The 25,528-nt window shown below is 71.3% G+C and carries 28 protein-coding genes; 21 read left to right on the top strand and 7 right to left on the bottom strand.

Annotated elements, in window-relative coordinates; translation table 11 throughout:
• Window positions 1–288: 288 nt before the first annotated feature.
• The gene (gene rho / locus ACQPYE_RS35190) at window positions 289–2,376 is read left to right on the top strand and encodes a transcription termination factor Rho (RefSeq protein ID WP_498717419.1); all 2,088 of its coding nucleotides are present in this window, start codon (window positions 289–291) and stop codon (window positions 2,374–2,376) included.
• 101 nt (window positions 2,377–2,477) lie between these two features.
• Here rho and ACQPYE_RS35185 read toward each other — a convergent pair whose 3' ends face one another.
• Window positions 2,478–2,888 carry a hypothetical protein gene (locus tag ACQPYE_RS35185; protein WP_498717418.1) on the bottom strand — a complete coding sequence of 137 codons (411 nt, stop codon included), beginning with the start codon at window positions 2,886–2,888 and terminating at the stop codon, window positions 2,478–2,480.
• Window positions 2,889–3,135: 247 nt separating this feature from the next.
• Between ACQPYE_RS35185 and rpmE the strand changes: the two genes are divergently transcribed.
• The 5 genes from rpmE to prmC all read left to right on the top strand — a co-directional run bounded on the left by rpmE (window position 3,136) and on the right by prmC (window position 8,001).
• Window positions 3,136–3,348: a 50S ribosomal protein L31 gene (gene rpmE, locus ACQPYE_RS35180; protein WP_498717417.1), complete on the top strand. Its 213-nt coding sequence runs from the start codon at window positions 3,136–3,138 to the stop codon at window positions 3,346–3,348.
• 98 nt (window positions 3,349–3,446) lie between these two features.
• Window positions 3,447–4,502, top strand: a complete 1,056-nt coding sequence (gene prfA / locus ACQPYE_RS35175; protein WP_498717416.1) for a peptide chain release factor 1 — start codon at window positions 3,447–3,449, stop codon at window positions 4,500–4,502.
• A 21-nt stretch (window positions 4,503–4,523) separates the two neighbouring features.
• Entirely contained in the window at window positions 4,524–5,726 is a 1,203-nt protein-coding gene (locus tag ACQPYE_RS35170; RefSeq protein ID WP_498717415.1) for an acyl-CoA thioester hydrolase/BAAT C-terminal domain-containing protein, read from the top strand.
• A 10-nt stretch (window positions 5,727–5,736) separates the two neighbouring features.
• The gene (gene lpdA, locus ACQPYE_RS35165) at window positions 5,737–7,122 is read left to right on the top strand and encodes a dihydrolipoyl dehydrogenase (protein WP_498717414.1); all 1,386 of its coding nucleotides are present in this window, start codon (window positions 5,737–5,739) and stop codon (window positions 7,120–7,122) included.
• Window positions 7,123–7,140: 18 nt separating this feature from the next.
• Window positions 7,141–8,001, top strand: a complete 861-nt coding sequence (prmC, locus tag ACQPYE_RS35160) for a peptide chain release factor N(5)-glutamine methyltransferase (protein ID WP_498717413.1) — start codon at window positions 7,141–7,143, stop codon at window positions 7,999–8,001.
• A 40-nt stretch (window positions 8,002–8,041) separates the two neighbouring features.
• Here the strand turns inward: prmC and ACQPYE_RS35155 are convergent, their stop codons facing one another.
• Window positions 8,042–8,677: a hypothetical protein gene (locus ACQPYE_RS35155; RefSeq protein ID WP_498717412.1), complete on the bottom strand. Its 636-nt coding sequence runs from the start codon at window positions 8,675–8,677 to the stop codon at window positions 8,042–8,044.
• Window positions 8,678–8,727: 50 nt separating this feature from the next.
• Here ACQPYE_RS35155 and ACQPYE_RS35150 point away from each other — a divergent pair, with 50 nt between their 5' ends.
• The 11 genes from ACQPYE_RS35150 (at window position 8,728) to atpD (ending at window position 18,697) form a co-directional block, all read left to right on the top strand.
• Window positions 8,728–9,375 (top strand): hypothetical protein, encoded by a 648-nt coding sequence (locus ACQPYE_RS35150; RefSeq protein ID WP_498717411.1) that lies wholly within the window; start codon window positions 8,728–8,730, stop codon window positions 9,373–9,375.
• Window positions 9,376–9,474: 99 nt separating this feature from the next.
• Window positions 9,475–10,125, top strand: coding sequence for an L-threonylcarbamoyladenylate synthase (locus tag ACQPYE_RS35145; protein WP_498717410.1), 651 nt, complete (start codon window positions 9,475–9,477; stop codon window positions 10,123–10,125).
• Between the two features lie 140 nt (window positions 10,126–10,265).
• Complete coding sequence (locus tag ACQPYE_RS35140; protein WP_498717409.1) at window positions 10,266–11,426, top strand: glycosyltransferase family 4 protein; 1,161 nt, start codon at window positions 10,266–10,268, stop codon at window positions 11,424–11,426.
• A gap of 65 nt (window positions 11,427–11,491) precedes the next feature.
• Window positions 11,492–11,950: a Cg1360 family ATP-synthase-associated protein gene (locus tag ACQPYE_RS35135; protein ID WP_498717408.1), complete on the top strand. Its 459-nt coding sequence runs from the start codon at window positions 11,492–11,494 to the stop codon at window positions 11,948–11,950.
• A 152-nt stretch (window positions 11,951–12,102) separates the two neighbouring features.
• A complete protein-coding gene (atpB, locus tag ACQPYE_RS35130; protein WP_498717407.1) occupies window positions 12,103–12,882 on the top strand; it encodes a F0F1 ATP synthase subunit A in 780 nt (259 codons plus the stop codon).
• A 61-nt stretch (window positions 12,883–12,943) separates the two neighbouring features.
• Window positions 12,944–13,198, top strand: a complete 255-nt coding sequence (locus ACQPYE_RS35125; protein ID WP_123745749.1) for an ATP synthase subunit C-like protein — start codon at window positions 12,944–12,946, stop codon at window positions 13,196–13,198.
• Window positions 13,199–13,229: 31 nt separating this feature from the next.
• Window positions 13,230–13,778: a F0F1 ATP synthase subunit B gene (locus ACQPYE_RS35120; protein WP_498717406.1), complete on the top strand. Its 549-nt coding sequence runs from the start codon at window positions 13,230–13,232 to the stop codon at window positions 13,776–13,778.
• A 10-nt stretch (window positions 13,779–13,788) separates the two neighbouring features.
• Window positions 13,789–14,616, top strand: a complete 828-nt coding sequence (locus ACQPYE_RS35115; RefSeq protein ID WP_498717405.1) for a F0F1 ATP synthase subunit delta — start codon at window positions 13,789–13,791, stop codon at window positions 14,614–14,616.
• A gap of 59 nt (window positions 14,617–14,675) precedes the next feature.
• Window positions 14,676–16,325, top strand: coding sequence for a F0F1 ATP synthase subunit alpha (gene atpA / locus ACQPYE_RS35110; protein WP_498717404.1), 1,650 nt, complete (start codon window positions 14,676–14,678; stop codon window positions 16,323–16,325).
• A gap of 7 nt (window positions 16,326–16,332) precedes the next feature.
• Complete coding sequence (locus ACQPYE_RS35105) at window positions 16,333–17,268, top strand: F0F1 ATP synthase subunit gamma (RefSeq protein ID WP_498717403.1); 936 nt, start codon at window positions 16,333–16,335, stop codon at window positions 17,266–17,268.
• Window positions 17,261–18,697, top strand: coding sequence for a F0F1 ATP synthase subunit beta (gene atpD, locus ACQPYE_RS35100; protein WP_498717402.1), 1,437 nt, complete (start codon window positions 17,261–17,263; stop codon window positions 18,695–18,697). Before ACQPYE_RS35105 ends, atpD begins: the two co-directional genes overlap by 8 nt.
• Window positions 18,698–18,750: 53 nt before the next feature.
• On the opposite strand, the gene ACQPYE_RS35095 is transcribed toward atpD, so the two are convergent.
• Entirely contained in the window at window positions 18,751–19,497 is a 747-nt protein-coding gene (locus ACQPYE_RS35095) for an IclR family transcriptional regulator (RefSeq protein WP_498717401.1), read from the bottom strand.
• Between the two features lie 359 nt (window positions 19,498–19,856).
• Between ACQPYE_RS35095 and ACQPYE_RS35090 the strand changes: the two genes are divergently transcribed.
• Window positions 19,857–20,222: a F0F1 ATP synthase subunit epsilon gene (locus tag ACQPYE_RS35090; protein WP_498717400.1), complete on the top strand. Its 366-nt coding sequence runs from the start codon at window positions 19,857–19,859 to the stop codon at window positions 20,220–20,222.
• A 22-nt stretch (window positions 20,223–20,244) separates the two neighbouring features.
• Window positions 20,245–20,676: a DUF2550 domain-containing protein gene (locus ACQPYE_RS35085; RefSeq protein WP_498717399.1), complete on the top strand. Its 432-nt coding sequence runs from the start codon at window positions 20,245–20,247 to the stop codon at window positions 20,674–20,676.
• Window positions 20,677–20,698: 22 nt separating this feature from the next.
• On the opposite strand, the gene ACQPYE_RS35080 is transcribed toward ACQPYE_RS35085, so the two are convergent.
• Complete coding sequence (locus tag ACQPYE_RS35080) at window positions 20,699–21,565, bottom strand: NAD(P)-dependent oxidoreductase (protein WP_498717398.1); 867 nt, start codon at window positions 21,563–21,565, stop codon at window positions 20,699–20,701.
• A 136-nt stretch (window positions 21,566–21,701) separates the two neighbouring features.
• On the opposite strand from ACQPYE_RS35080, the gene ACQPYE_RS35075 reads away from it, so the two are divergent.
• The gene (locus ACQPYE_RS35075; RefSeq protein WP_498723044.1) at window positions 21,702–22,010 is read left to right on the top strand and encodes a winged helix-turn-helix transcriptional regulator; all 309 of its coding nucleotides are present in this window, start codon (window positions 21,702–21,704) and stop codon (window positions 22,008–22,010) included.
• Here the strand turns inward: ACQPYE_RS35075 and ACQPYE_RS35070 are convergent.
• Together ACQPYE_RS35070 and ACQPYE_RS35065 are read right to left on the bottom strand one after the other, a co-directional pair.
• The gene (locus tag ACQPYE_RS35070) at window positions 21,998–22,369 is read right to left on the bottom strand and encodes an SCP2 sterol-binding domain-containing protein (protein ID WP_498717397.1); all 372 of its coding nucleotides are present in this window, start codon (window positions 22,367–22,369) and stop codon (window positions 21,998–22,000) included. The two genes, ACQPYE_RS35075 and ACQPYE_RS35070, sit on opposite strands and share 13 nt — an antisense overlap.
• Before the next feature lie 144 nt (window positions 22,370–22,513).
• Window positions 22,514–23,086: a cob(I)yrinic acid a,c-diamide adenosyltransferase gene (locus ACQPYE_RS35065; protein ID WP_498717396.1), complete on the bottom strand. Its 573-nt coding sequence runs from the start codon at window positions 23,084–23,086 to the stop codon at window positions 22,514–22,516.
• 94 nt (window positions 23,087–23,180) lie between these two features.
• Between ACQPYE_RS35065 and murA the strand changes: the two genes are divergently transcribed.
• Window positions 23,181–24,437: a UDP-N-acetylglucosamine 1-carboxyvinyltransferase gene (murA, locus tag ACQPYE_RS35060; protein ID WP_498717395.1), complete on the top strand. Its 1,257-nt coding sequence runs from the start codon at window positions 23,181–23,183 to the stop codon at window positions 24,435–24,437.
• A gap of 31 nt (window positions 24,438–24,468) precedes the next feature.
• On the opposite strand, the gene ACQPYE_RS35055 is transcribed toward murA, so the two are convergent.
• A complete protein-coding gene (locus tag ACQPYE_RS35055) occupies window positions 24,469–25,521 on the bottom strand; it encodes a sulfite oxidase (RefSeq protein WP_498717394.1) in 1,053 nt (350 codons plus the stop codon).
• Window positions 25,522–25,528: the final 7 nt, after the last annotated feature.

Raw genomic sequence — 25,528 nt, 5'->3', positions numbered from 1 at the left:
CGGGGCCATCAGTCACCGCGCGCACGGGCGCCGGTGTGGTGCCCGGACTTTCGTTCCGGGTCGCATTCCTCCAGTGATCTGGCTCTGTGCCGTATGGACGGGGCCGACGCTGGAAGGCACCCGCTCGCCGTGTGACCGAAGTCCCGCACCGGAGGACTCCGCTTTCGTGCGCGTTCCGCGCCGTCGCCAGGTCCGCCTGAACCGGGACGAAACTGCCGCACCGCATTCCGTCGGACGGCAGGTCCGCTGGAACGCGTAGGAGGCGCGTTCCGGTCAGGAAGGACATGTGTGACCAACACCGATGTACTGAGCAGCCAAGCTCCTGCTGCTCCCAATCCCGCTACCGGCAGTTCCGGAGCCGAGGAGAACGCTCTGACCACCCCTTCGAACGGCGGCGCCACGCCGCGCAAGCGCGCGGGCCTCTCTGGAATGGTGCTGGCCGAACTCCGTGAACTCGCAGGTCAGCTGGGCATCACCGGCACGGCCGGCCTCCGCAAGGGCGACCTGATCGCCGCCATCAAGGAGCGGCAGGGCGGCACCTCCGGTCGGGGCAGTGCCGCGACGCCGCCCAAGGCCGAGAAGAAGGCCGAGGCGCCCAAGGCGGTCGTCGGGAAGCCCGTCGTGGAGAAGGCCGTCGCGGCTCCCGCCGTGGACAAGCCCACCCAGCAGCAGCTCGACGTGACCGACCGTCCCGTCGTGGAGGAGGAGGGTGGCCGCCGGGGCAACCGCCGCCGCCGTTCCTCCAACCGCCCCGCGGGCAGCCCCGAGGCCCCGGCCGCGGACGCTCAGCAGGCGCCGGCCCAGGCCGACCGACCCGCTGCGGCGGACCGCGTCCAAGCCGACCGCCCGCAGGCGGACCGTCAGCAGTCGGACCGCCAGCAGGGCGAGCGCGCCGAGCGGCAGGACCGCCCTGAGCGGCAGGACCGCGTCGAGCGGTCCGACCGGGGCGACCGGCAGGACCGCGGTGACCGGCAGGATCGCTCCGAGCAGCGCGAACAGCGCCAGGACCGGGGCGACCGAGGCAATCGCGGCGACCGGCAGGACCGGGGCGGGCGTGACGACCGCGGCGACCGCGGTGGCCGCGACCGCGACCAGAACCGCAACCGCCAGCAGAGCGGTCCGATCGACGACGACGACGAGGGCGGTCGTCGTGGTCGCCGCTTCCGCGACCGCCGCCGTCGCGGTGGGCGTGCGGACGAGGGCGGTCCCACCACGGACACCGAGGTCCGCGACGACGACGTCCTGCTGCCCGTGGCGGGCATCCTCGACGTGCTGGAGAACTACGCGTTCGTCCGCACCTCGGGCTACCTGGCCGGGCCGAACGACGTGTACGTCTCGTTGTCGCTGGTCCGCAAGTACGGGCTGCGCCGCGGCGACGCCCTGATCGGCGCCGTGCGGCAGCCGCGCGACGGTGAGCAGCAGCGGCAGAAGTTCAACCCGCTGGTGCGGGTGGACAAGATCAACGGCCTCGACCCGGAGGAGTCCCGCAACCGGCCGGACTTCACCAAGCTGACGCCGCTGTACCCGAACGAGCGCCTGCGCCTCGAGACGGAACCGCACATCCTCACCACGCGCGTCATCGACCTGGTGATGCCGATCGGCAAGGGCCAGCGAGCCCTGGTCGTGTCGCCGCCGAAGGCGGGCAAGACCTCGGTGCTCCAGTCGATCGCGAACGCGATCACGAAGAACAACCCCGAGTGCCACCTGATGGTGGTGCTGGTGGACGAGCGCCCCGAAGAGGTCACCGACATGCAGCGGTCGGTGAAGGGCGAGGTCATCGCCTCCACCTTCGACCGCCCGCCGTCGGACCACACCACGATCTCGGAACTGGCCATCGAGCGGGCGAAGCGCCTGGTCGAGATGGGTCACGACGTGGTCGTGCTGCTGGACTCGATCACCCGCCTGGGCCGTGCCTACAACCTCGCGGCCCCCGCGAGCGGCCGGATCCTGTCCGGTGGTGTCGACTCGACCGCGCTGTACCCGCCCAAGCGGTTCCTGGGCGCGGCCCGCAACATCGAGGACGGCGGCTCGCTGACCGTCATCGCGACGGCCCTGGTCGAGACCGGGTCCGCGGGCGACAGCGTGATCTTCGAGGAGTTCAAGGGCACCGGCAACGCCGAGCTCAAGCTCGACCGGAAGATCGCGGACAAGCGGACCTTCCCGGCGGTGGACGTCGACTCGTCCGGCACCCGCAAGGAAGACCTGCTGCTCTCGCCGGACGAGCTGGCGGTCATGCACAAGCTGCGCAGGGTGCTGCACGCCCTGGACAGCCAGCAGGCCATCGACCTGCTGCTCGACCGCCTCCGCAAGAGCCGGACGAACATCGAGTTCCTGATGCAGGTGGCCAAGACCACCCCGGGCGGGGACAACGACTGACCCCGTCCGACCACCGAAGGCCCGTCCGGCACCACGCCGGGCGGGCCTTCGGGCGCTCAGGGTGACCGGGCGCTCAGGGTGACCGGGCGTTCCGGTGGCCGTCAGCAGGGTGGCGAGGGCGCGACCAGGCCCGCCTCGGCCAGCGCGGCGGTGCGGCGGCGTTCGAGGAAGTACTGCGCGACCAGCAGCGCGGTGACCGGCACGCCGAGGCCCACGACGGCCGCCACGGGCACGCGCACGCCGTCCAGGAGCACCCCCGCCGCCAGCACGGCCACCAGGTACGGCCAGCGCAGCCACGCGCGTTGCCACCGGGCGGTCCACCCGACCGCGTTCGACGTCGCGATGCCGACCGCCACGCCGGCGCCGAACACGGGGCTCGACAGGACCAGTTGTCCCGGAGCACCCACCAGCAGACCACCCAACCCGGTGAGACCGAGGACGGCGATGCCGAACAGGAACGGCACGGCCAGCCACGAGGTCAACGACAGGGGACGCCCGACAGTGCAGAACACCCCGTAAGTGTGGCGTCCACGCAGCGGGTGTCGCCGCTGTCTGTAGTTCAGCGGTTACCTCATGCGCCGGATGGTCGACCACGATCGGCGAACGGTTGTGACACCGGCCACCGGGAACAAGCGTGCGAAGCCTCGCGTTGCAGACCATGACGGCCGATCTGGCACACTGTCAGGTCGAGTCCGGCTCCGGTTCACCTCGAAGAATCCCCAACGAGGACCCGGCGGCCACCGAGGAAAGGGACAGACGTTGAAGACCGGCATTCACCCCGAGTACGTGACGACCGAGGTCAGCTGCAACTGCGGCAACACCTTCAACACCCACAGCACCAAGTCGTCCGGCTCCATCCACGTTGAAATCTGCTCCAACTGCCACCCGTTCTACACGGGCAAGCAGAAGATCATGGACACCGGTGGCCGGGTCGCGCGCTTCGAGGCCCGCTACGGCAAGCGCGCCAAGTAGCTGCCAGAACGGCGTCCACCCCGAATCCGCGGGTGGGCGCCGTTGTCGTCTCCAGACCCGGAAACACCCTCGCCAGACGCTGAGACCGGAGCAAGATCGTGACGCTGGACGCCCTGCTGGCCGAGCACGCCGAGCTGGAAGCCAGGCTCGCCGACCCCTCGGTGCACGCCGACCAGGCGGGCGCGCGCAAGCTCGGCAAGCGCTACGCCGAGCTCACCCCGGTCGTGAAGACCGCCCGTGAGCTGGCCCAGGCGAGGTCCGACCTGGAGACCGCCCGCGAGCTGGCCGCCGAGGACGAGGTGTTCGCCGAGGAGGCCGAGCAGCTGGCCAGGACGGTCCCGGCGCTGGAGTCGAAGCTGACCGAGCTGCTGCTGCCGCGCGACCCGCACGACAGCTCGGACGTCGTGCTGGAGATCAAGTCCGGCGAGGGCGGCGAGGAGTCGGCCCTGTTCGCGGGCGACCTGCTGCGCATGTACCTGCGGTACGCCGAACGGCACGGGTGGAAAGCCGAAGTGCTCGACGGCACGGACTCCGACCTGGGCGGCTACAAGGACGTCACGGTGGCCATCAAGAGCCGCGCGGACACCCCGGACGGCGTGTGGTCGCGGCTGAAGTACGAGGGCGGCGTGCACCGCGTGCAGCGGGTGCCGGTGACCGAGTCCCAGGGCCGCATCCACACCTCCGCCGCCGGCGTCCTGGTGTTCCCCGAGGTCGACGAGGTCGAGGTCGGGATCGACGAGAACGACCTGCGCATCGACGTGTTCCGCTCGTCCGGCAAGGGCGGGCAGAGCGTCAACACGACCGACTCGGCGGTGCGCATCACGCACCTGCCCACCGGCATCGTGGTGTCCTGCCAGAACGAGCGCAGCCAGCTGCAGAACAAGGCGCGCGCGATGCAGGTGCTCCAGGCCAGGCTGACCGCGTTGGCCGAGGAGAAGCAGCAGCAGGAGGCGTCGGACGCCCGGCGCACGCAGATCCGCACGGTGGACCGCTCCGAACGGGTGCGGACCTACAACTTCCCGGAATCGCGCATCTCCGACCACCGGGTCGGGTACAAAGCCCATAACCTGGACCAGGTGCTCGACGGCGACCTGGACGCGGTGCTGGACGCCCTGGCGTCGGCCGACCGCGCGGAGCGACTCGCCGCCGGGTGAGGCGATGACGGAGGGCGCGCGATGGCGGAAATCCTGGTGAACCCGCGGCGCGCCCCCCTTGACGCGGTGCTGGACGTGCGGGTGGTCGACCTGCCACCGGACGAACGGGTCGTGGTGCGCGCGTCGACGGGCGACTGGTCGTCCACCGCGGTGTTCCTGGCCGACGAGCGCGGCGTGGTGGACCTGACCAGGCACGCGCCCGTCGAGGGCGACTACGCCGGCGTCGACCCGATGGGGCTGTTCTGGTCGATGTCCCGGACGGGTGAGCCGAGCGGCCCGACGTCGATCGAGGTCGTCGGGGTCGACGAGGTGGAGCTGGACCGGCTCACCGTGCCCGACGGGGTGCGGCGGACCGAGGTGGGCGAGGACGGCCTGGTCGGCGTGCTGTTCGAGCCCGACGACGACCGGGTCCACCCCGGCGTGATCGTGCTGGGCGGGTCCGAGGGCGGCGTGCGCGAGCTGGACGCGGCGCTGCTGGCCGGGCACGGGTTCGCCGCGCTGGCGTTGGCGTACTTCGGCGTGCCGGGCGTGCCGGACGACCTGGTCGAGGTCCCGCTGGAGCACTTCGGGACCGCGCTGGAGTGGCTCGGCGCGCGGGCGGGGCGGCTGGGTGTCGTCGGCGGGTCGCGCGGCGGTGAGGCGGCGTTGCTGCTCGGCGCGACGTTCCCGCGGGTCGAGGCGGTGGTCAGCGTGGCGGGCAGCGGCGTGGTCACGCAGTGCGTCGGGCCGGGGACGCGGTTGTTGCCGAAGCTGGCGCACGAGGCCTCGTCGTGGACGTGGCGGGGCAGGCCGTTGCCGTACCTGCCGCACTCGATCCCCGACGAGCTGCGCGAGCGGGTGGTCTCGGGCGAGCCGGTGCGGCTGAACTCGGCGTTCGACTTCGCCGACGGCATCCCGGAGGACGCCGAGATCCCGGTCGAGCGGATCGGGGGCGGTGTGTTGCTGCTCTCATCCGGGCGGGACGGGTGGTGGCCGTCGGCGGAGCTGAGCGAGGTCGCCTGGCGCCGGCTGACCGGGCACGGGCACGCCCACCGGCACGAGCGCGTGGTGTACCCCGAGGCAGGGCACCTGATCGCCGGGCCACCCCACCGGCCGGTCGAGCCGGTGGCGCCGGGCCCGGGCGTGGACTTCTCGACGGGCGGCACGGTCGCCGCCACGGCCGCCGCCCGCGCCGACGCGTGGCGTCGGACCGTTGAGTTCTTGTCGGACCAACTGGGCACCTAATGTGTCGTTCATGAGCGCACACTTTGACGTCGTGGTCCTCGGTGCGGGGCCAGGCGGGTACGTCGCCGCGATCCGGGCGGCCCAGCTGGGGCTGAAGACGGCGGTCATCGAGGAGCGTTACTGGGGCGGGGTGTGCCTGAACGTGGGCTGCATCCCGTCGAAGGCGCTCCTGCGCAACGCGGAGCTCGCGCACCTGTTCACCCACGAGCAGAAGACCTACGGCATCCAGGTCGACGGCACGGTGAAGTTCGACTACGGCGTCGCCCACGACCGCAGCCGCAAGGTCGCGGACGGGCGCGTCAAGGGCGTGCACTTCCTGATGAAGAAGAACGGCATCACGGAGTACAACGGCTTCGGCACGTTCCGCGACGCCAACACCATCGAGGTGAACGGCGAGACCGTCACGTTCGACCACGCCGTCATCGCCGCGGGCGCGAAGACCCGGCTGCTGCCGAACACGACGCTCTCCGACCGGGTGGTGACCTACGAGGAGCAGATCCTCACCAAGGAGCTGCCCGGCAGCATCGTCATCGCGGGCGCCGGCGCCATCGGCGTCGAGTTCGCGTACGTGCTGCACAACTACGGCGTGAAGGTCACCATCGTCGAGTTCCTCGACCGGGTGGTTCCGCTGGAGGACGCGGAGGTGTCCGCCGAGCTGGCCAAGCGCTACAAGCGCATGGGCGTCGACGTGCGCACGTCCACCCGGGTGGAGTCCATCGACGACAGCGGCGACAAGGTCCGCGTCACCGTGTCGAAGGACGGGCAGCAGGAGGTCCTGGAGGCCGACAAGGTCATGCAGGCGATCGGCTTCCAGCCGCGGGTGGAGGGCTACGGCCTGGAGAACACCGGCGTCGAGCTGACCGAGCGCGGCGCGATCGCCGTCGACAACCGGGGTCGCACCACCGTCCCGCACATCTTCGCCATCGGCGACGTGACCGCGAAGCTGATGCTGGCGCACGCGGCCGAGTCCATGGGCATCGTCGCGGCCGAGACCATCGCGGGCGCGGAGACCATGGAACTGGACTTCCCGATGATCCCGCGCGCGACGTTCTGCCAGCCGCAGATCGCGTCGTTCGGGTGGACCGAGGCGCAGGCCCGGGAGAAGGGCTTCGACGTCCAGGTGGCGAAGTTCCCGTTCACCGCGAACGGCAAGGCCCACGGCCTGGCCGACCCGAACGGCTTCGTCAAGCTGATCAGCGACGCCAAGTACGGCGAGCTGCTCGGCGCGCACATGATCGGACCGGACGTGACCGAGCTGCTGCCGGAGCTGACGCTGGCCCAGCAGTGGGACCTGACCGTGCACGAGGTGGCGCGCAACGTGCACGCGCACCCGACGTTGAGCGAGGCGGTCAAGGAAGCGGTGCACGGGCTGGCCGGCCACATGATCAACTTCTGATCCCCCTACCCTGGGCGCATGACCCGACACCCGCTGCGGACGGCCATCAACGAAGCGGAACGCCTGCTGGCCGCGGCGGGTGTCGACAGCCCCAGGGTGGACGCCGAGCTGCTGGCGGCCCACGTGCTCGGCGTCGAGCGCTCGCGGCTGCCGCTGATCCCGTTGGTCGACCCGCCGGTGGTGGACGCGCTGCACAAGGCGGTGCGGCTGCGCGCGACCCGCGTGCCGTTGCAGCACATCACCGGCCGGGCGTACCTGGGCGGGGTGGACCTGGAGGTCGGTCCGGGCGTGTTCATCCCGCGCCCGGAGACCGAGCTGATGCTGGAGTGGGCACTGTCCACCGTGGAGTCCGAGGACCCGGTGGTGGTGGACCTGTGCACGGGTTCCGGCGCGTTGGCGCTGGCGGCGGCGCACCGGTTGCCGGCCGCGTCCGTGCACGCCGTCGAGCGCGACCCCTCGGCGTTGGCCTGGGCGCGGCGCAACGCGGAGGCGTGCGCCGTCGCGGGCGACACGCCCATCACGCTGCACGCCGGTGACGTGACCGGGCCGGGCGTGCTGTCGGACCTGGACGGGCAGGTGGACCTGGTGCTGTGCAACCCGCCGTACGTGCCGGACGGCACCGAGGTGCAGCCCGAGGTCGCCGACCACGACCCGCGGCACGCGGTGTTCGGCGGGTCGGACGGGCTCGACGTGATCCGGCACGTCGTGGGCGTGGCCGCGCGGTTGCTCAAGCCCGGCGGGCACGTGGCGATCGAGCACGACGACAGCCACGGCGCGACCGTGCCCGCGCTGCTCTCCGCGCGCCGGGTGCTCACCGACGTCGCGGACCACCGCGACCTGGCGTGGCGACCGCGCTTCGCGACCGCCCGCCGGGTCTAGGGGCTGGACCGCTCGACCATGCCGGCCAGGCGTGACCGGGTCAGCTCCCACTCCTCGGGCGGGCCGGCGGAGTAGAGGACGTACTCGACGCCGCCGGACTCCCAGAACGCGGTGGCGACCCGCTTCGCGCCCGCCGGGCCGTTCTCGTCGAACTCCCAGCTGACGGCCGGGTGGTCGCGGATCGTCGTCGGGGTGAGCGTGACGCGGCGGTGGCCGGGTCGCGCTCGCGATCCGCGGCGGCCCGGGTGATGCGCTCCAGGAGCGGTGTCGACGGGTCGGTCACCGGCGCGCCGCCGAGCCGGAGCTCGCGGCGCGGTGACGTCGGGTCGGTGACGACGAGGGTGGTGGCGACCGTGCCGGTGGCGACCTCCCAGCCGACCGGGATCACGGTGCCGAGGCCGCCCGGCGCGTCGACCCGTCGCAGGTCCGGCGGGAGGTCCGGGGTGGTCGGGGCGGTGGTGCCGGCGGCCGGCGCGGTGCTCGCCGGGGCGGTGGTCGTGGTGATGACGGGCAGGTCGGCCGCCGCCGCGGCGGTGGTGGGCGCGGGCGGCGCCGGGCGCCGGTCCAGGGTCAGGTAGCCCGCCGTGCCGGCCAGGACGACGTACGCGGCAGCGGCGGACAGCGCCAGGGGGACGGCGCCGATCGGGTTCTTCGCGGTCACCGGACGCCTCGCCATCGGGATAATCTGGCTGTCAAAGCTCCGCCGAGTAAATCGGAGAACCCGCGATGGCTGTCAATGGCCCGAACGAGTGGAGCGAACTGCGGGAATGGCTGGCGGCGCGCGTCATCCACGTCGACCTCACCGATTTCGCCGACCCCGACCGGGTCCGCCTGTCCCGGGCGCTGACCGCGCTGACGTCGGCGTTGGCCGAGGGCCACGACGACGAGAGCCACCTGGCCGCCGCCGTGGCGCGCGACGAGCTGGCCCGCGGCGGCGCGCCCAGGGCGGACGACGTGCTGCGCGCCCACCTGGCCATCGCGCTGGCGGCCCGGACCGCCGAGGTGCGCGGCGTCACGCCGGAGGGCGCGCTGGTCGTGGCGGACGCGCGTCAGGCGGCGGAGTGCCGCGTGCTGGCCGACGAGATCCTGGCGATCGGCCCGCACCCGGAGCTCATCGCGTTCGCGACCGACCTGCGCCGGCGGCTGGACGAGGCCCGGGGGTGGCGGTGGGTGGAGCCGGACGTGTGGACGGCGGCGGTGGTCGGGCTGGCCGTGCTCGTGCTGCCGTTCGTGGGCGCGGCGATCGGCGACCCGGCGGTGACGGTGGCGGGCGTGCTGGTGGGCGCGGCGCTCGTGTTCGGGTTCGTGGTGGCGCACCGGAAGCGCCGGTGGGCGGTCGACGCGGACGCGGCGTTCGGTCGCGGTGGTCGGTGACGGGGGTCCGCCGCGCGCCTGCCGCGCCGCACCCGCCGCTCGCCGTCCGGGTGTGACCTCGACCGCTGGCCTCGACCGCGCTGTGCTTGGATCAGCAGGGTGAGCACGATCTACGACTGTGGTGTCCAGGCCGACCGCGCGGCGGGGCTCGAAGCCGCGGCGGGAGCGGTGCGGGGTGGCCGGTTGGTCGTCCTGCCCACGGACACCGTGTACGGCATCGGGTGCGACGCCTTCGACGCGGCCGCCGTTCGGGCCCTCTTGGAGGCCAAGGGACGCGGACCCGACATGCCGGTCCCCGTCCTGGTCGGCTCGTGGACCACGATCGACGGGTTGGTCCTCGGCGTCCCCCGGCAGGCCCGCGCGCTGATCGAGGCGTTCTGGCCCGGCGGGCTGTCGCTGGTGCTGCCGCACGCGCCCTCGCTGGCGTGGGACCTCGGTCACACCAGGGGCACCGTGATGCTGCGGATGCCGTTGCACCCGGTCGCGCTGGAGCTGCTGCGCGACGTCGGGCCGATGGCCGTCTCCAGCGCCAACAAGTCCGGCTTCCCGCCCGCCGGCACCGTCCAGGAGGCCTGGGACCAGCTCGGCGAGGAGGTCGGCGTCTACCTGGACGGTGGACGGGCCGCCGAGAACGTCGCCTCCACCATCGTCGACCTGACCGGACCGGACCCCGTGGTCCTGCGGGAGGGCGCGGTGCCCGTCGCCGAGGTGTCCAAGGCGCTCGGCGCCGAAGTCGAGGTCGCCCGCTAGTGGATCTTCGTGAACGGAGTAGCGTGGTGCTCCCGTCGCACGAACCACCCCGACCGGAACCAGCACAGCGGGATCCGGTGCGGCGGAATCCGACGCAGCAAGATCCACCCGACACCCCATCGCCGAGGGGCTAGCCTGCCGTGGGCCAGTTGCCTGCCGTGTCCAACGTCCTCCCCGTCCGGGAGTACCTGCTCGTCGCGCTGACCGCCGCGGTCGTGACGTTCCTGCTCGTCGGCCTGGTCCGCGCGCTGGCCTTCCGGATCGGCGCGGTCGCCTACCCCCGCCAGCGGGACGTGCACGTCCAGCCCATGCCGCGCATGGGCGGCCTCGCCATGTACGGCGGGGTGCTGGGCGGCATGCTCCTGGCGCACCAGCTGCCGGTGCTGCGCTCGGCGTTCGACTTCTCCTACGACCCGTACGCGGTGATCGTGGGCGGCGGCGTGATCGTCCTCGTCGGCGTGCTGGACGACCGGTTCGAGCTCGACTCCCTGACGAAACTCGCCGGGCAGGTCACCGCGGCGGGCATCCTCGTGCTGTTCGGCCTGCAGTGGCTGCTGTTCTGGGTGCCGTGGGGCGACGACGGCGAGGGCACCGGCTCGCTGCTCTCGCTCGACCAGAACCAGGGCGCGATCCTGAGCGTGCTGCTGGCCGTGACCATGGTCAACGCGATGAACTTCGTGGACGGGCTGGACGGCCTCGCGGCGGGCATCGGGCTGATCGCCGCCGCCGCCACCTGCGTGTTCTCCATCGGGTTGCTGGCCAACAACGGCGGCGACGTCGGCGCGTACCCGCCCGCCCTGATCGCGGCCACGCTGGCGGGCGCGTGCCTCGGCTTCCTGCCGCACAACTTCAACCCCGCGCGGATCTTCATGGGCGACTCCGGGTCGATGCTGATCGGGCTGATGCTCGCGGCGGCGACGATCTCGGCGTCGGGGAAGATCAACTACGAGTCGGTGCGCGCCACGGACGTCCTCGGCCTGCTGTCGCCGCTGGTGGTGGTCGCGGCGGTGCTGTTCGTGCCGTTGCTGGACCTGCTCATGGCCGTGGTCCGGCGCACCCGGCGGGGCGAGAGCCCGTTCTCCGCGGACAAGATGCACCTGCACCACCGGCTGCTGGAGATCGGCCACTCCCAGCGCCGCGCGGTGCTGCTGATCTACTTGTGGGCGGGCGTGCTGGCGTTCGGCGCGGTCGCGTTGACGCTGTTCGACGTGGTCGTCGTGGTGTGGTGCCTCGGCATCGGGCTCGTTCTCGCGCTGTTGGTCTCCGCGATACCGAGACTTCGCGAAGTACGCCGCACCTGACCCCGATGGTGGGGTGAGCACCAAGCCCTCTTTACACTCGGTCTCGACCAGTGAGAAGAGGTGACATGAGCCAGGACAGCTCTGAGGGCAAGACGGAGTGGACCCACGAAGCCGTCGTCCGGCGACTCGCGGGTGAGATGTACCGCAGCGCGCTGTGGGCGGCGCTGGGGACCGTGGCCGTCGGCGTGATCCTCTGGACCGTGCTGGCCGGTGTCCCCGGCCTGGTCGCGGCGCTGATCGGTGGCGCGATCGCGTGCCTGTCGTCGGCCGGGACGCTGCTCCTGATGCACCGCACCGCCGCGATGCCGCTCCAGGTGATCATGGTCGCGGCGTTCGCCGGGTTCATGGGCAAGCTGGTCCTGCTGTTCGCGGTGATGCTGCTGCTGCGCCAGTTCCCCGTGCTGCACACCAACGCGCTGGCGTTGACCATGGCCGCGACGATCCTGGTCGCCACCGCCATGGAGGTGCGCGCCTCCAAGCGCAGTCGCAGTCAGATCGTCATCCCGACCCCTGGCAACACCTGATCTACCGGCTGGTACGGTGCGCGCAGGACGGGACACCCAGGTAGGTGGGGTGCCTCTCGCGGGCGCTTGCGGTCCGTAAGGTACGTTAAGTCCCGATCGTGACGATTCCCCCGGCGGAGTGAACGCCGGCCGGGAGAACCGGAAGGAACACAGTGACCACGATGGTGCTGGCTGCGGGTGATGAGTTCGTCGCACCCGGAGTGAAGGACTTCTTCCTCCCACCGATCTTCGGTGAGGTCACCAAGCCCATGGTGCTTCTGGTGCTCTCGATCTTGATCATCGGTGCGTTCTTCATCGCGGCGACCCGCAACCTCAAGCTCGTTCCCGGCAAGTTCCAGTTCGCCGCCGAGTCGCTCTACGACGTCGGCCGCAACACGATCGCGCGTGAGCAGATCGGCGCCAAGGACTTCAAGCCCTTCGTCCCGCTGATCCTCACGGTCTTCACCTTCATCCTGGTGAACAACCTGTTCGGGCTCATCCCGTTCGTGCAGTTCCCCACGATGTCGCACATCGGCTTCCCGCTGGCCGTCTCGGTGTTCGTGATCTACCCGGTGTACCACTTCGTCGGGTTCAAGCGGCACGGTTTCGTCGGATACCTGAAGCACCAGACCATGCCGCCCGGCGCGCCGTGGTTCGTGCTCATCCTGCTGATCCCGATCGAGTTCTTCCAGAAGTTCTTCCTGAACCCGCTCACGCTCGCGATCCGAGTTTTCGCGGCCATGTTCGCGGGTCACCTGCTCTTGCTGGTGTTCACCTTGGCGGGTGAGTACCTGCTCTTCGCCGGCGGCATCACCGTCGTGGTCGCGCCCATCGCGTTCGTCTTCGCCATCGCGCTGACGTTCCTCGAAGCGTTGATCATGGTTCTTCAGGCCTACATCTTCGCGCTGCTGTCCGCCAACTACATCGGCGCGGCGCTGGCCGAAGAGCACTGAGAAATCACAAGCCTCCGATCCGCGAGTGTTCGCGGACCGAGTTGGAAAGGGAACAGCACAAGTGAGCGCTATCGTTCTTGCTCAGGAAGCCGCGAACGTCAACCTGAACCAGGGCCTCGCGGCCATCGGCTACGGCCTCGCGGCCATCGGCCCCGGCATCGGCGTGGGTCTGATCTTCTCCTCGGTCATCAACGGCACCGCCCGTCAGCCCGAGGCTCGCGGCGTGCTGCTGAGCCTGGCCTGGACCACGTTCGCCATCGTCGAGGTGCTCGCCCTGCTCGGCTTCGTCGTGTACTTCCTCGCGACGGCGGCCTGAGCACCGGTTCATCGCATCAGAGAGGTTTGTGATGAATACCCTCATCTTGGCGGCGGAGGAAGGGGTCATCAACCCCGTCCTGCCGCACACGTCGGAGATCATCCTCGGCCTGATCTCGTTCCTGCTGCTGTTCTTCGTCATCAAGAAGTTCGTGTCGCCGCGCTTCGAGACGTTGTACGCGGAACGTGCCGCCAAGATCGAGGGCGGGATCGAGAAGGCGGAGCAGGCGCAGGCGCAGGCCCAGCAGGCGCTGGACCAGTACAAGGCGCAGCTGGCCGAGGCTCGCGCCGAGGCGGCCCGCATCCGCGACGACGCCCGCATCGAGGGCGAGCAGATCATCAGCGAGCTTCGCGCCAAGGCGCAGGAGGAGTCCTCGCGGATCATCGCCCAGGGGCAGACCCAGCTCGAGACGCAGCGCGCGCAGATCGTCGCCGAGCTGCGCGGTGAGCTGGGCAGGCTGGCCATCGACCTGGCGGACCGGGTCGTCGGCGAGTCGCTGGAGGACGAGGTGCGTCGTCGGGGCACCGTCGACCGGTTCCTCTCCGAACTCGACGGCACGTCGGCTCCGGCCGTCAAGTGAGGGAACGCCGATGACGCTGCACGCCGCCAGTCGTGACGCCCTGGCCGCCGCCGAACTGCGGTTGCTCGAGGCCCTGGATGCCACGTTGGACAGCTCCGCCCTGGGCGAGCTGGGCAGCGAGCTGTTCGCGGTCGTGAGCCTGCTGTCGGCGCAGCCCGCGCTGCGCCGCGCGCTGGCCGACAACTCCTCGGAGCCCGAGTCCCGGGAGCAGCTGCTGCACGGCCTGCTCGACGGCAAGGTCGCGGACGTGACCACGCAGGTGCTGGCCACGGTCGTCACCGCGCGCTGGTCCAGCCCGCGCGAGCTGGTCGACGGCGTCGAGTCGCTGGCCCGCACCACGCTGCTGGTGCGGGCGGAGCGGGACGGCAAGCTCGACGCGGTCGAGGACGAGCTGTTCCGGCTCGGCCGGATCATCGCGGGCAACCACGCGCTCGAACTGGCGCTCTCCGACCCGGCGGCCGAGGCCGCGGGCAAGGTCGCGCTGGTCGACAGCCTCGTGGCGGGCAAGGTGGACGAGACCACCAAGACCCTGGTGGACCAGCTCGTCCGCGAGCCGCGCGGCCAGGGAGTCGTCAACGGCCTCGGCGACCTCGCGTCGCTCGCGGCCAAGCGCCGGGAACGTTCCGTCGCCCACGTCCGTTCCGCCGTCGAGCTCGACGCGGCGCAGCAGGACCGCCTCGAGGCCACGTTGACCCGGATCTACTCCCGGCCGATCGCGCTGCACGTCGAGGTCGACCCCACGCTGCGCGGCGGCCTGCTGATCAAGATCGGCGACGAGGTCATCGACGGGAGCGTGGCCGGTCGGCTGGCGTCACTGCGCCGCGACCTCGCCGGCTGACCGATCGGAACCGCGGCCCACAAGCCCCTTTCCCAGAACGAAGTGAGAGCAGGAACGACATGGCGGAGCTGACGATCTCGTCGGACGAGATCCGCAGTGCGATCGAGAAGTACGTCTCGGCCTACTCCCCGGAAGTGAGCCGGGAAGAGGTCGGCGTCGTCGCGGAGACCTACGACGGCATCGCCATCGTCGAGGGTCTGCCCGGCACCATGACCAACGAGCTGCTGGAGTTCCCCGGCGGCGTGCTCGGCGTGGCCCTGAGCCTGGAGGTCCGCACCATCGGCGCGGTCATCCTCGGTGACTTCGACAAGATCGAAGAGGGCCAGGAGGTCAAGCGGACCGGCCAGGTGCTCTCCGTGCCGGTCGGCGACGGCTTCCTGGGCCGCGTGGTGAACCCGCTCGGCCAGCCGATCGACGGCCTCGGCGACATCGTGGCCGACGACAACCGCGCGCTGGAGCTGCAGGCGGCGTCCGTGCTGCAGCGGCAGCCGGTGAGCGAGCCGATGCAGACCGGCATCAAGGCCATCGACGCCATGACGCCGATCGGCCGCGGCCAGCGCCAGCTGATCATCGGCGACCGCAAGACCGGCAAGACCGCGGTCTGCATCGACACGATCATCAACCAGAAGAAGGCCTGGGACTCGGGCGACCCGCAGCAGCAGGTCCGCTGCGTGTACGTGGCCATCGGCCAGAAGGGCTCCACCATCGCGGGCGTCAAGACCGCGCTGGAGGAGGCGGGCGCGCTGGAGTACACCACCATCGTCGCCGCCCCCGCGTCCGACTCGGCCGGCTTCAAGTGGCTCGCGCCCTACACCGGCTCGGCCATCGGCCAGCACTGGATGTACCAGGGCAAGCACGTCCTGATCATCTTCGACGACCTGACCAAGCAGGCGGAGGCGTACCGCGCCATCTCGCTGCTGCTGCGTCGCCCGCCGGGCCGCGAGGCCTACCCCGGCGACGTCTTCTACTTGCACTCGCGCCTGCTCGAGCGCTGCGCGAAGCTGTCCGACGACATGGGCGGCGGCTCGATGACCGGCCTGCCGATCATCGAGACCAAGGCCAACGACGTGTCGGCGTACATCCCGACCAACGTCATCTCGATCACCGACGGCCAGTGCTTCCTGGAGTCGGACCTGTTCAACGCCGGTGTGCGCCCGGCCGTCAACGTGGGCATCTCGGTGTCCCGCGTCGGTGGCGCCGCGCAGACCAAGGCGATGAAGACGGTCTCCGGCTCGCTGCGCCTGGACCTGTCGCAGTTCCGCGAGCTGGAGGCGTTCTCCGCCTTCGCCTCGGACCTCGACGCGGCCTCCCGCGCCCAGCTCGACCGCGGCGCCCGCCTGGTCGAGCTGCTCAAGCAGGGCCAGTACTCGCCGGTCCCGGTCGAGGAGCAGGTCGTCTCGATCTACCTCGGCACCAAGGGCCACTACGACGACATCGCGGTGGGCGACGTCCGCCGCTTCGAGTCGGAGTTCCTGGACCACGTGCGGCGCGGCCACGACGTGATCCTGTCCGACATCCGCGAGTCCAAGAAGCTGTCGGACGACACGGAGCGGGGCATCGTGGACGCCGTCACCGCGTTCAAGCAGCAGTTCACCGCAACCGGCAGCGCGACCTCCGCGGTCACCGAAGCGCCCGCCGACGCGATGGACGCCGACAAGGTCGGGCAGGAGTCGGTGAAGGTCAACCGGCCCGCTCCGACCGAGAAGTGACGTAGCCATGGCGGCACAGATCCGAGAGCTGCGCCAGCGGATCCGCTCGGTCAACTCGACCAAGAAGATCACCAAGGCGTACGAGCTCATCGCCACGTCCCGTCTGGCCAAGGCGCAGACGAGGGTCGCGGCGTCGCGTCCGTACGCGGAGGAGATCACCTCGGTGCTCTCCTCGCTGGCGACCGCGTCCGCGAACCTCGACCACCCGCTGCTGACCGAGCGCAAGAACCCCCGCCGCGCCGGCGTCCTGGTCGTCACCAGCGACAAGGGCATGTGCGGCGGCTACAACGCGAACGTGCTGCGTGCCGCCGAGGAGCTGCTCTCTCTGCTGCGGTCCGAGGGCAAGGAGCCCGTGCTCTACGTCGTCGGCCGCAAGGGCGTGGGCTACTACAAGTTCCGCCGCCGCGCCATCGCGGGCGAGTGGACCGGTTTCTCGCAGCTCCCGCACTACGTGAACGCGGTCGAGGCCGGTGACGCGCTGGTCAAGGCGTTCGTCGCGGGCAGCGACGACGAGGGCGACCAGCCCGGTCCGGACGGCGTGCTCGGCGTGGACGAGCTGCACGTGGTCTACACCGAGTTCAAGTCCATGCTGAGCCAGACGCCGGTCGCCAAGCGGATCGCGCCGATGGTCGTGGACTTCGACCCGGAGCCGCAGAAGCTCCAGTCGGTGTACTCGTTCGAACCGAACGCGGAGACGTTGCTGGGCGCGTTGCTGCCCAAGTACGTCAAGACCCGGCTCTTCTCGGCGCTGCTGGACGCGGCGGCCTCGGAGTCGGCGGCACGGCGGACCGCGATGAAGGCGGCGACGGACAACGCCACCGAGCTGGTCCGCAACCTGAGCCGTCAGGCGAACGCGGCCCGCCAGGCCCAGATCACCCAGGAGATCAGCGAGATCGTCGGTGGCGCCTCCGCGCTAACCGGGGGCGCAGGAAGTGATGAGTGACATGAGTGCTACTGCCACCACCACCCGCACCGGCCGTGTGGTCCGGGTGATCGGTGCCGTCGTCGACGTGGAGTTCCCGCGTGGCGCGGTGCCGGAGCTGTTCAACGCACTGCACGTGGAGATCACCTACGAGGCGGTCGCCAAGACGCTGACCCTGGAGGTCGCCCAGCACCTGGGTGACAACCTGGTCCGCACGATCTCGATGCAGCCGACCGACGGCCTGGTCCGCGGCGCGGCGGTGACCGACACCGGCAAGGCGATCAGCGTGCCCGTCGGCGACGTCGTCAAGGGCCACGTCTTCAACGCGCTGGGCGACTGCCTCGACGAGCCCGGCCTCGGCCGCGACGGCGAGCAGTGGGGCATCCACCGCAAGGCGCCGTCGTTCGACCAGCTCGAGGGCAAGACCGAGATCCTGGAAACGGGCATCAAGGTCATCGACCTGCTGACCCCGTACGTCAAGGGCGGCAAGATCGGCCTGTTCGGCGGCGCGGGCGTGGGCAAGACGGTGCTCATCCAGGAGATGATCACCCGTATCGCCCGCGAGTTCTCCGGCACGTCGGTGTTCGCCGGCGTCGGCGAGCGCACCCGTGAGGGCACCGACCTCCTCCTCGAGATGGAGGAGATGGGCGTGCTCGGCGACACCGCCCTGGTGTTCGGCCAGATGGACGAGCCGCCCGGCACGCGCATGCGCGTCGCGCTGTCCGCGCTGACGATGGCGGAGTACTTCCGCGACGTGCAGGGCCAGGACGTGCTGCTGTTCATCGACAACATCTTCCGGTTCACCCAGGCGGGTTCCGAGGTGTCGACCCTGCTGGGCCGCATGCCGTCCGCCGTGGGCTACCAGCCGACGCTGGCGGACGAGATGGGTGAGCTCCAGGAGCGCATCACCTCGACGCGCGGCAAGTCGATCACCTCGTTGCAGGCCATCTACGTGCCCGCGGACGACTACACCGACCCCGCGCCGGCCACCACGTTCGCCCACCTGGACGCGACGACGGAGCTCTCCCGTCCGATCTCCCAGAAGGGCATCTACCCGGCGGTGGACCCGCTGTCCTCGTCGTCCCGGATCCTCGAGCCGTCGATCGTCGGCGAGGAGCACTACCGGGTGGCGCAGGAGGTCAAGCGGATCCTGCAGAAGTACAAGGAGCTGCAGGACATCATCGCCATCCTCGGCATGGACGAGCTGTCCGAGGAGGACAAGGTCCTCGTCGGCCGCGCCCGTCGCCTGGAGCGCTTCCTCGGCCAGAACTTCATCGTGGCCGAGAAGTTCACCGGTCAGCCGGGTTCGTTCGTGTCCATCAAGGACACGATCGAGGCGTTCGACCGCGTCTGCAAGGGCGAGTTCGACCACTACCCGGAGCAGGCGTTCTTCTCCTGCGGCGGGTTGGACGACGTCGAGGCCAACGCCAAGAAGCTGGCCGGCAAGTAAGTCGGGCTTCGTCGGAGGGCCGTTCCCCGGTTCGGGGGACGGCCCTCCGCCGTTCACTGGGAGGCCCAGCCGAGGGCTCGGGAGATGGCCAGCCCGCACGTGCGCACGGCGGGCACGACGGTGTCGGTGCGGGTGCCGGTCGGCACGACGACGGAGACCGCGGCGACCACCTCGCCGTCCTGGCCGCGCACGGGGGCGGCGACCGAGTAGGTGATCATCTCGATCTGGCGGTCGCTGATGGCGTAACCGTCGCGGCGCACGCGTGCCAGGGCCTCCCGCAGTTCCGGCGGCGACACGATCGTCCTGGGCGTGAACCGCTTGAGCGGCGCGGCCAGCACGGCCTCCTGCACGGCGGCCGGGGCGGCGGCCAGCAGCACCAGGCCGACGCCCGTGCAGTGGGTCGGCATCCGGCTGCCGACCCGCGTCACCACGTTCACCGCGTCCCGCGCCGAGATCCGCTCCACGTACACGACCTCCGTGCCGTCGCGGACGGCCAGCTGCACGTTGTGCCGCGTGACCTCGCAGAGGTCCTCCAGGAACGGCAGGGCGCGGTCCCGCAGGTCCAGGCTCCCCGGCGACAACGCGCCCAGCTCCAGCAGCCTCAGGCCCACGCGGTAGCGGCCGTCGGGCGCCCGGTCCAGGGCGCGCAGCTCCACCAGGGACGCCACCAGCCGGTGCGTGGTGCTCAGCGGCAGACCGGAGTGGCGGCTCAGCTCCGACAGCGTGACCGCCGACCGGTCCACGGTGAACACCGACAGCAGCGAGAACGCGCGCTCCAGCAGCGACTTCGGGGTGGGCACCGGCCCAGTCTCCCAGCGGGGCGCCCGCGCCGGGCCGAGCGGCCGGGCGCTCGCGCCGAGGCGGCGGCGATCCCGGCCCGCCGGACGCGCGTCGACGTGCCGGTGGTCCGGGGCGTTCGCACGTAGTCGGGGTCATCTGCCGGCCTCCGCCGGACGGGCGCCGTGCCTCGCGCATCGGCGGATTCCTCCGTGTTCGCCTTGGTAGCGGCGTCGGACGTGGTCGCGGTGGACGTCGTCGGAGCGGCTGCCGGACGTGGTCGCGGTGGGCCGGGACGACGTCTGGGGGTGGCTGGTGCGGCGGGGTGTTCCGGTCACCGTTTAGACTGGGGCTCGACTCCAGTCGACTCAGGGAGATGCGCGTGGCCGAGATGACCGTCCAGTTGGTCGCGGTGGAACGCCGCCTGTGGTCAGGCACGGCCACCTCGGTGGTCGCGCAGACGCTCGAAGGGGAGATCGGCATCCTGCCCGGCCACGAGCCGGTGCTCGGCCAGCTGGTCGAGGGCGGCGTGGTCCGGATCCGCACCGCGGACAACGAGCTCGTGACGGCCGCCGTGCACGGCGGGTTCCTCTCGGTGACCGGCGACGGGGTGAGCATCCTCGCCGAGGACGCGGAGCTGTCCGGGGAGATCGACGTCGAACGGGCCCGCGCGGACGTGCAGAACACGGACGACGTGCAACGGGCCAGGGCCACCGCGCGGCTTCGCGCCGCGGGACACTCGGCCTGACGCGGACGAGCGGACGAACGCCGTGGGGATCGCCGAACTGGTGGGGCTGGTCCTGTTCGGCGCGGTGGTCGTCCTCGCGTACCTGGCGTGGCGCCGCGTCCGACTGCTGCGCGCCGGTGGCGTGCACGTCGCGCTGAGGTCGAGGATCGCGGGCTCCAGCCGGGGCTGGCACCTGGGCGTCGGGCACTACCGGGGTGACGAGTTCACCTGGTTCCGCGTGCTGAGCCTGAGCGCCGGCCCGGACATGGTCATCTCCCGCGAGGGCTTCGAGATCGACGACCGCCGCGAGCCCACCCCGCCGGAGACGTACGCGATGCCCGCGAACGCGGTGGTGCTGCGCTGCCGGGGCGACAAGGGCGAGGTCGAGATCGCGATGGGCCCGGACGCGCTGACCGGATTCCTGTCCTGGTTGGAGTCAGCGCCTCCGGGCCGGTCCATTCCCTGGGCCTCCTAGCCCCGCCGGGTGCCCCGCGCGGTCAGGCGGGCTGCCTGATGCTCTCGTAGATCCTGGCGAAGCCCTCCCCGCCGTGACCGGCGTCGACCTGCCGCCGGATCAGGTCCTGGACCACGCGGACCACCTCCGTGGAGATGCCCTGCGCGGCGCTGGCGTCGAGCAGGTCGCCGAGGTCGGAGAACTCCAGGCTCTGCTGCCCCGGCGCGGTGTAGTCGCCACCGTCGACCACGGCCGCGAACCCGGCGAACCCGCCGGTCATCGCGGCCAGCCACGGCGCGGACCGCCGGGCGAACTCGGTCGCCGTCACGCCCGCGCCCGCGACCATCGCCGCGCCGTGCAGGAAACCCGCGAACATCACGTACATGCCGGCGAGCAGGGCCAGGTCGTACAGCGACGCCAGGCCCGCGTCCTCGCCGAAGTACGCGCTCTCGCCCCACAGGTCCAGCAGCGGGCGTAGCCGCTCGAACGCGCCGGCCGAGCCGCTGTAGAGGACGGACGAGCCGGGCTGCCCGATCATGTCGGGCACGGCCATGATGCCGCCGTCGAGGTACACCACGCCGTGCGCCGCCGCCCAGTCGGCGATCCCCCTCGCCTGGTCTGGCGTGGTCGTGGTGACGTTGACCAGCGTGCGGCCGGTGAGCAGGTCGGCCACCGGGTCGAGCACCCCGCGGACCGAGTCGGCGTCGAGCAGGCACGCGACCACCACGTCGGCCGCGGTCACGGCGTCGTGGACGGTGGCGGCGGCGGTGGCGCCGAGGTCGACGAGGGCGTCGGCCTTGCCGGGCGAGCGGTTCCAGACCGTCGTGGCGTGCCCGGCGCGGACCAGGGCGGTGGCGAGGGCGGCGCCCATCGCGCCGAGCCCGAGAACGGTCACCTTCGTGTTCGTCATGCCGGAATCGTCACCCGTACCGTCGGCCTTGACCAGTACGGACTATTTTGTGCAGTACCCACCTTTTGGTGAGTACCCCTTGGGAGGCGCGGTGGCGGCTCGACGTGGTCCCTACTTCTGCGGCATCGACGCCGCGATGGACGTGGTGTCGGGGAAGTGGAAGTCGTTGATCCTGTGGGAGCTGGCCGGGCACGGTGTGCGGCGGTTCGCCCAGCTGCGCCGCGGCCTGCCGGGCGTGAGCGAGAAGATGCTGGTCCAGCAGCTGCGCGAGCTGGAGGAGGACGGCCTCGTGCACCGCGAGGTGTTCCCCGAGGTGCCGCCGAGGGTCGAGTACTCGCTGACCGGGCACGGGGTGTCGCTCAACGAGGCGCTCGCCGCGCTGGGCGTGTGGGGCGTGGAGCGGATCCGGCGCATCGGTGCGGAGAAGGTGGTTCACGCGCCCTGATCGGGCACCCGCTCGGCGGGGCTCGGCCGGCGGAACAGGGTGCCGAGCCGGCGCAGCGCCTCCTGGTCGCCGGAGGCCGAGGCGGCGCCGGACGCGATCAGGCCGGCCAGTCCCGACCGGCCGTCGGCCAGCGCGGCGAACGCGTCCTCGTCGGTCTCGACCACCACGTCGGGCCGCTCGGCGGGGCCGTGGCCCGCGTCGACCGAACCGTCGTCCACGCGCACGTGGAACACCTCGTCGCCGACCCGGAACTCGTAGGCGGCCCGCACCCCGGCGGCGGCGTCGGCGTCGAAGAACGCCTCCATCGCGAGCACCGCCCAGCCGGGGTGGAACGCCTCGCCTGCCCGTCGTCCGCCCATGGCCCACCTGGCGCCCCACCGGGCCAGGGCGAGCACCGCCGGCCCGAGTTCCCGGCCTGCCCCGGTGAGGGCGTAGGCGGGGGTCCGGGCCGGCGCGGGCAGCGTGACCTTCCGCGCGAGGCCTTCCCGGTTTGGCGTCGGGCGTCAGGCGTTGGCGCCCGGCTGCCAGAGCACGTCGCCGTCCGGGTTGGCGACCCTGGCCAGGATGAACAGCAGGTCGGACAGCCGGTTGAGGTACTTCGCGGTCAGCGCGTTCGTCCGCTCGGCCTCGACCTCGATCAGCGCCCACGTCCCCCGCTCGGCCCGCCGGGCGATGGTGCGGGCCTGGTGCAGCAGCGCCGCGCCGGATGTGCCACCGTTGAGGATGAACGACTCCAGCTTGCCCAACCGGGAGTTGAACGCATCGCACCACGACTCGAGCCGGTCCACGTAGGCCTGGGTGATCCGCAGCGGCGGGTGCTCCGGGTCCGGCGCGATGGGCGTGCAGAGGTCCGCGCCGACGTCGAACAGGTCGTTCTGGACCTGCCGCACCACCTCGGCGACGTCGGGTTCCAGCGCCCCGAGCGCCAGGGCGACGCCGAGCGCGGCGTTGGTCTCGTCCACGTCGGCGTACGCCGTGATGCGGGGTGAGGTCTTGGGCACCCGGGAGAAGTCGCCGAGGCCGGTGGTCCCGTCGTCGCCGACGCGGGTGTAGATCTTCGTCAGGTGCACGGCCATGCGAAGCACTGTAGACACCGCGCAAGCGCACCACGGACGGGCACGATTCAGACCGTACGTAGGATTGCGGCACAACGAGCAAGGAGTTCCTTACGTGAGTGAGCACTTCCGGGTTCATGGCGGTGGCCGGCTCGTCGGCGAGGTCGCCGTCGTGGGCGCGAAGAACAGCGTGCTCAAGCTGATGGCGGCGGCGCTGCTGGCCGAGGGCACCACCACCATCACCAACTGCCCGGAGATCCTGGACGTGCCGCTGATGGCGGACGTCCTGCGCAGCCTCGGCTGCGAGGTGGTGATCGAGGGCCGGGTCGTCACGATCACCACCCCGAAGGAGCTCAACCACCGCGCCGACTCCGAGGCGATGGGCAAGCTGCGCGCCTCCGTGTGCGTGCTCGGCCCGCTGGTGGGCCGGTGCAAGCGGGCCGTCGTCGCGCTGCCCGGTGGCGACGCGATCGGCAACCGGCCGCTGGACATGCACCAGAGCGGCCTGCGCAAGCTCGGCGCGCACAGCGAGATCGAGCACGGCTGCGTGATCGCCGAGGCCGAGGGCCTGCACGGCGCGCAGATCTGGCTCGACTTCCCCAGCGTGGGCGCGACGGAGAACATCCTGATGGCGGCGGTGCTGGCCGACGGCACCACGGTCATCGACAACGCCGCCCGCGAGCCGGAGATCGTGGACATCTGCGTGATGCTCCAGCAGATGGGCGCGAAGATCGAGGGCGCGGGCACGTCCACGCTCACCGTGCACGGGGTCGAGTCGCTCCAGCCGACCCAGCACCGGGTGATCGGCGACCGGATCGTCGGCGCCACCTGGGCGTTCGCCGCCGTCATGACCCGCGGTGACATCACCGTGCGCGGCGTGGACCCGCACCACCTCGACCTGGTGCTGGAGAAGCTGCGGATGGCGGGCGCGGCCGTGACCACGCTCGACGACGGCTTCCGCGTGGTGCAGACCGACCGGCCGCGGTCGGTGGACTTCGTGACCCTGCCGTACCCCGGTTTCGCCACCGACCTCCAGCCGTTCGCGATCGCGTTGTCGAGCGTGTCCGACGGCACGTCGATGATCACCGAGAACCTGTTCGAGGCGAGGTTCCGGTTCATCGAGGAGATGGTGCGGCTGGGCGCCGACGCGCGCACCGACGGCCACCACGCGGTGGTGCGCGGGGTGGATCGGCTGTCCAGCGCGCCGGTGTGGGCATCGGACATCCGCGCGGGCGCGGGGCTGGTGCTGGCCGGGTTGTGCGCGGACGGCGCGACCGAGGTGTACGAGATCTTCCACATCGAGCGCGGCTACCCGGGCTTCGTGGAGAACCTGCGCAAGCTCGGCGCGACCGTGGAGCGCGTCAGCGCCTGACGGCCAGGGCTCGGTGGTCAGGGCCTGACGGTCAGGGCCGCACGGTCACCGGCACCCGCTGGGCGGCGTTGTTGGCCATGCCCTGCCGGTTCCACGGCTGGTCGACGGGCTGGGTGAGGCCGTCCTCGTCGGTCGCCCGCACCCGCAGCACGTGCTCGCCCGGCGTCGCGTCCCACGGGCACTCCCAGCGCCGCCACGCGTACCGGTCGCCGGCGGGTCCGAGGTCGGCCTCCACCCACGTGCCGCCCAGCTCGACCTCGACCTTCACCACGGGCGCGTGGCCGCTCCACGCGCGCCCGGTGAGCAGCACCCGGCCGGCGTCCACGAACCGCCGGCGGGTCATGAAGTCGGGGAAGCCGGGCGGGAGCATCAGGGCCTTGGGCAGGATGCGGGTCACCGGCGTGCCCTCGTCGTCGGGCCCGTGCGTGATCCGGTAGGCGACGGCCTGCTGGAACCCGTCGAACGGCCGGTCCAGCGAGGTGATCGAGCGCAGCCACTTCACGTGCGCCATGCCGTACCAGCCGGGCACGACCAGCCGCAGCGGCGCGCCGTGCTGGGGCAGCAGCGGTTGGCCGTTCATCTCGTAGGCCAGCAGCACGTCCGGCCGCAACGCCTCGGCCACCGGCAGCGCGCGTTCGTAGTCCTGCTCGACGCCCCGGTCCAGCCCGTGGTCCGAACCGGTGAACACCACGTCCACCGCGTCCGGCGGCAGGTCGGCCAGCAACGGCGCCAGCGGCGTGCCGGTCCACGTCGCGCAGCCGACCGCCTCGTCCAGCCACGGCTGGCTCACCGGCCGCGGGTGCAGCTTGGCCCGGCCGTTGCCCGCGCACTCCAGCGTCACCTGCCGGGTCACGGCGGGCAGCGCGCGCAACTCCTCCAGCGTCCACGTGCGGCCGAGCACGTCCAGCGACCAGCCGGTGACGTCCGGGATGTCGTAGTGGATCAGCAGGTAGTGCAGGCCGGCAGGCGTCTCGTCGTAGCGCAGCGCCTCCAGCGGCATCCCGTGGTTGCGCGCGGCGAGCCGCAGCTCGTCGAGCGAGATGTCCTCGTCGTCGTCGGCGATCCGGGACAGGCCGATGGTCATGTGGCGC

The sequence above is a fragment of the Actinosynnema sp. CA-299493 genome (assembly GCF_050946825.1).
In the GTDB taxonomy this organism is placed as follows: domain Bacteria; phylum Actinomycetota; class Actinomycetes; order Mycobacteriales; family Pseudonocardiaceae; genus Actinosynnema.
Note: the sequence above shows the minus strand (reverse complement) of the source record. Positions and strands in the feature narration are given on the sequence as shown.

What these genes read in the sequence shown, in the direction of transcription:
- ACQPYE_RS35135 (WP_498717408.1), top strand. Translation starts at nt 11,492, where the DNA reads ATGAGCCAGGACAGCTCTGAGGGCAAGACGGAGTGGACCCACGAAGCC.
- atpA (WP_498717404.1), top strand. Translation starts at nt 14,676, where the DNA reads ATGGCGGAGCTGACGATCTCGTCGGACGAGATCCGCAGTGCGATCGAG.
- ACQPYE_RS35155 (WP_498717412.1), bottom strand. Translation starts at nt 8,677, where the DNA reads ATGGCGAGGCGTCCGGTGACCGCGAAGAACCCGATCGGCGCCGTCCCC.
- atpD (WP_498717402.1), top strand. Translation starts at nt 17,261, where the DNA reads ATGAGTGACATGAGTGCTACTGCCACCACCACCCGCACCGGCCGTGTG.
- ACQPYE_RS35065 (WP_498717396.1), bottom strand. Translation starts at nt 23,086, where the DNA reads ATGGCCGTGCACCTGACGAAGATCTACACCCGCGTCGGCGACGACGGG.
- ACQPYE_RS35105 (WP_498717403.1), top strand. Translation starts at nt 16,333, where the DNA reads ATGGCGGCACAGATCCGAGAGCTGCGCCAGCGGATCCGCTCGGTCAAC.
- ACQPYE_RS35075 (WP_498723044.1), top strand. Translation starts at nt 21,702, where the DNA reads ATGGACGTGGTGTCGGGGAAGTGGAAGTCGTTGATCCTGTGGGAGCTG.
- ACQPYE_RS35120 (WP_498717406.1), top strand. Translation starts at nt 13,230, where the DNA reads ATGAATACCCTCATCTTGGCGGCGGAGGAAGGGGTCATCAACCCCGTC.
- ACQPYE_RS35170 (WP_498717415.1), top strand. Translation starts at nt 4,524, where the DNA reads ATGGCGGAAATCCTGGTGAACCCGCGGCGCGCCCCCCTTGACGCGGTG.
- ACQPYE_RS35150 (WP_498717411.1), top strand. Translation starts at nt 8,728, where the DNA reads ATGGCTGTCAATGGCCCGAACGAGTGGAGCGAACTGCGGGAATGGCTG.
- ACQPYE_RS35055 (WP_498717394.1), bottom strand. Translation starts at nt 25,521, where the DNA reads ATGACCATCGGCCTGTCCCGGATCGCCGACGACGACGAGGACATCTCG.
- ACQPYE_RS35080 (WP_498717398.1), bottom strand. Translation starts at nt 21,565, where the DNA reads ATGACGAACACGAAGGTGACCGTTCTCGGGCTCGGCGCGATGGGCGCC.
- prmC (WP_498717413.1), top strand. Translation starts at nt 7,141, where the DNA reads ATGACCCGACACCCGCTGCGGACGGCCATCAACGAAGCGGAACGCCTG.
- lpdA (WP_498717414.1), top strand. Translation starts at nt 5,737, where the DNA reads ATGAGCGCACACTTTGACGTCGTGGTCCTCGGTGCGGGGCCAGGCGGG.
- ACQPYE_RS35070 (WP_498717397.1), bottom strand. Translation starts at nt 22,369, where the DNA reads ATGGGCGGACGACGGGCAGGCGAGGCGTTCCACCCCGGCTGGGCGGTG.
- ACQPYE_RS35115 (WP_498717405.1), top strand. Translation starts at nt 13,789, where the DNA reads ATGACGCTGCACGCCGCCAGTCGTGACGCCCTGGCCGCCGCCGAACTG.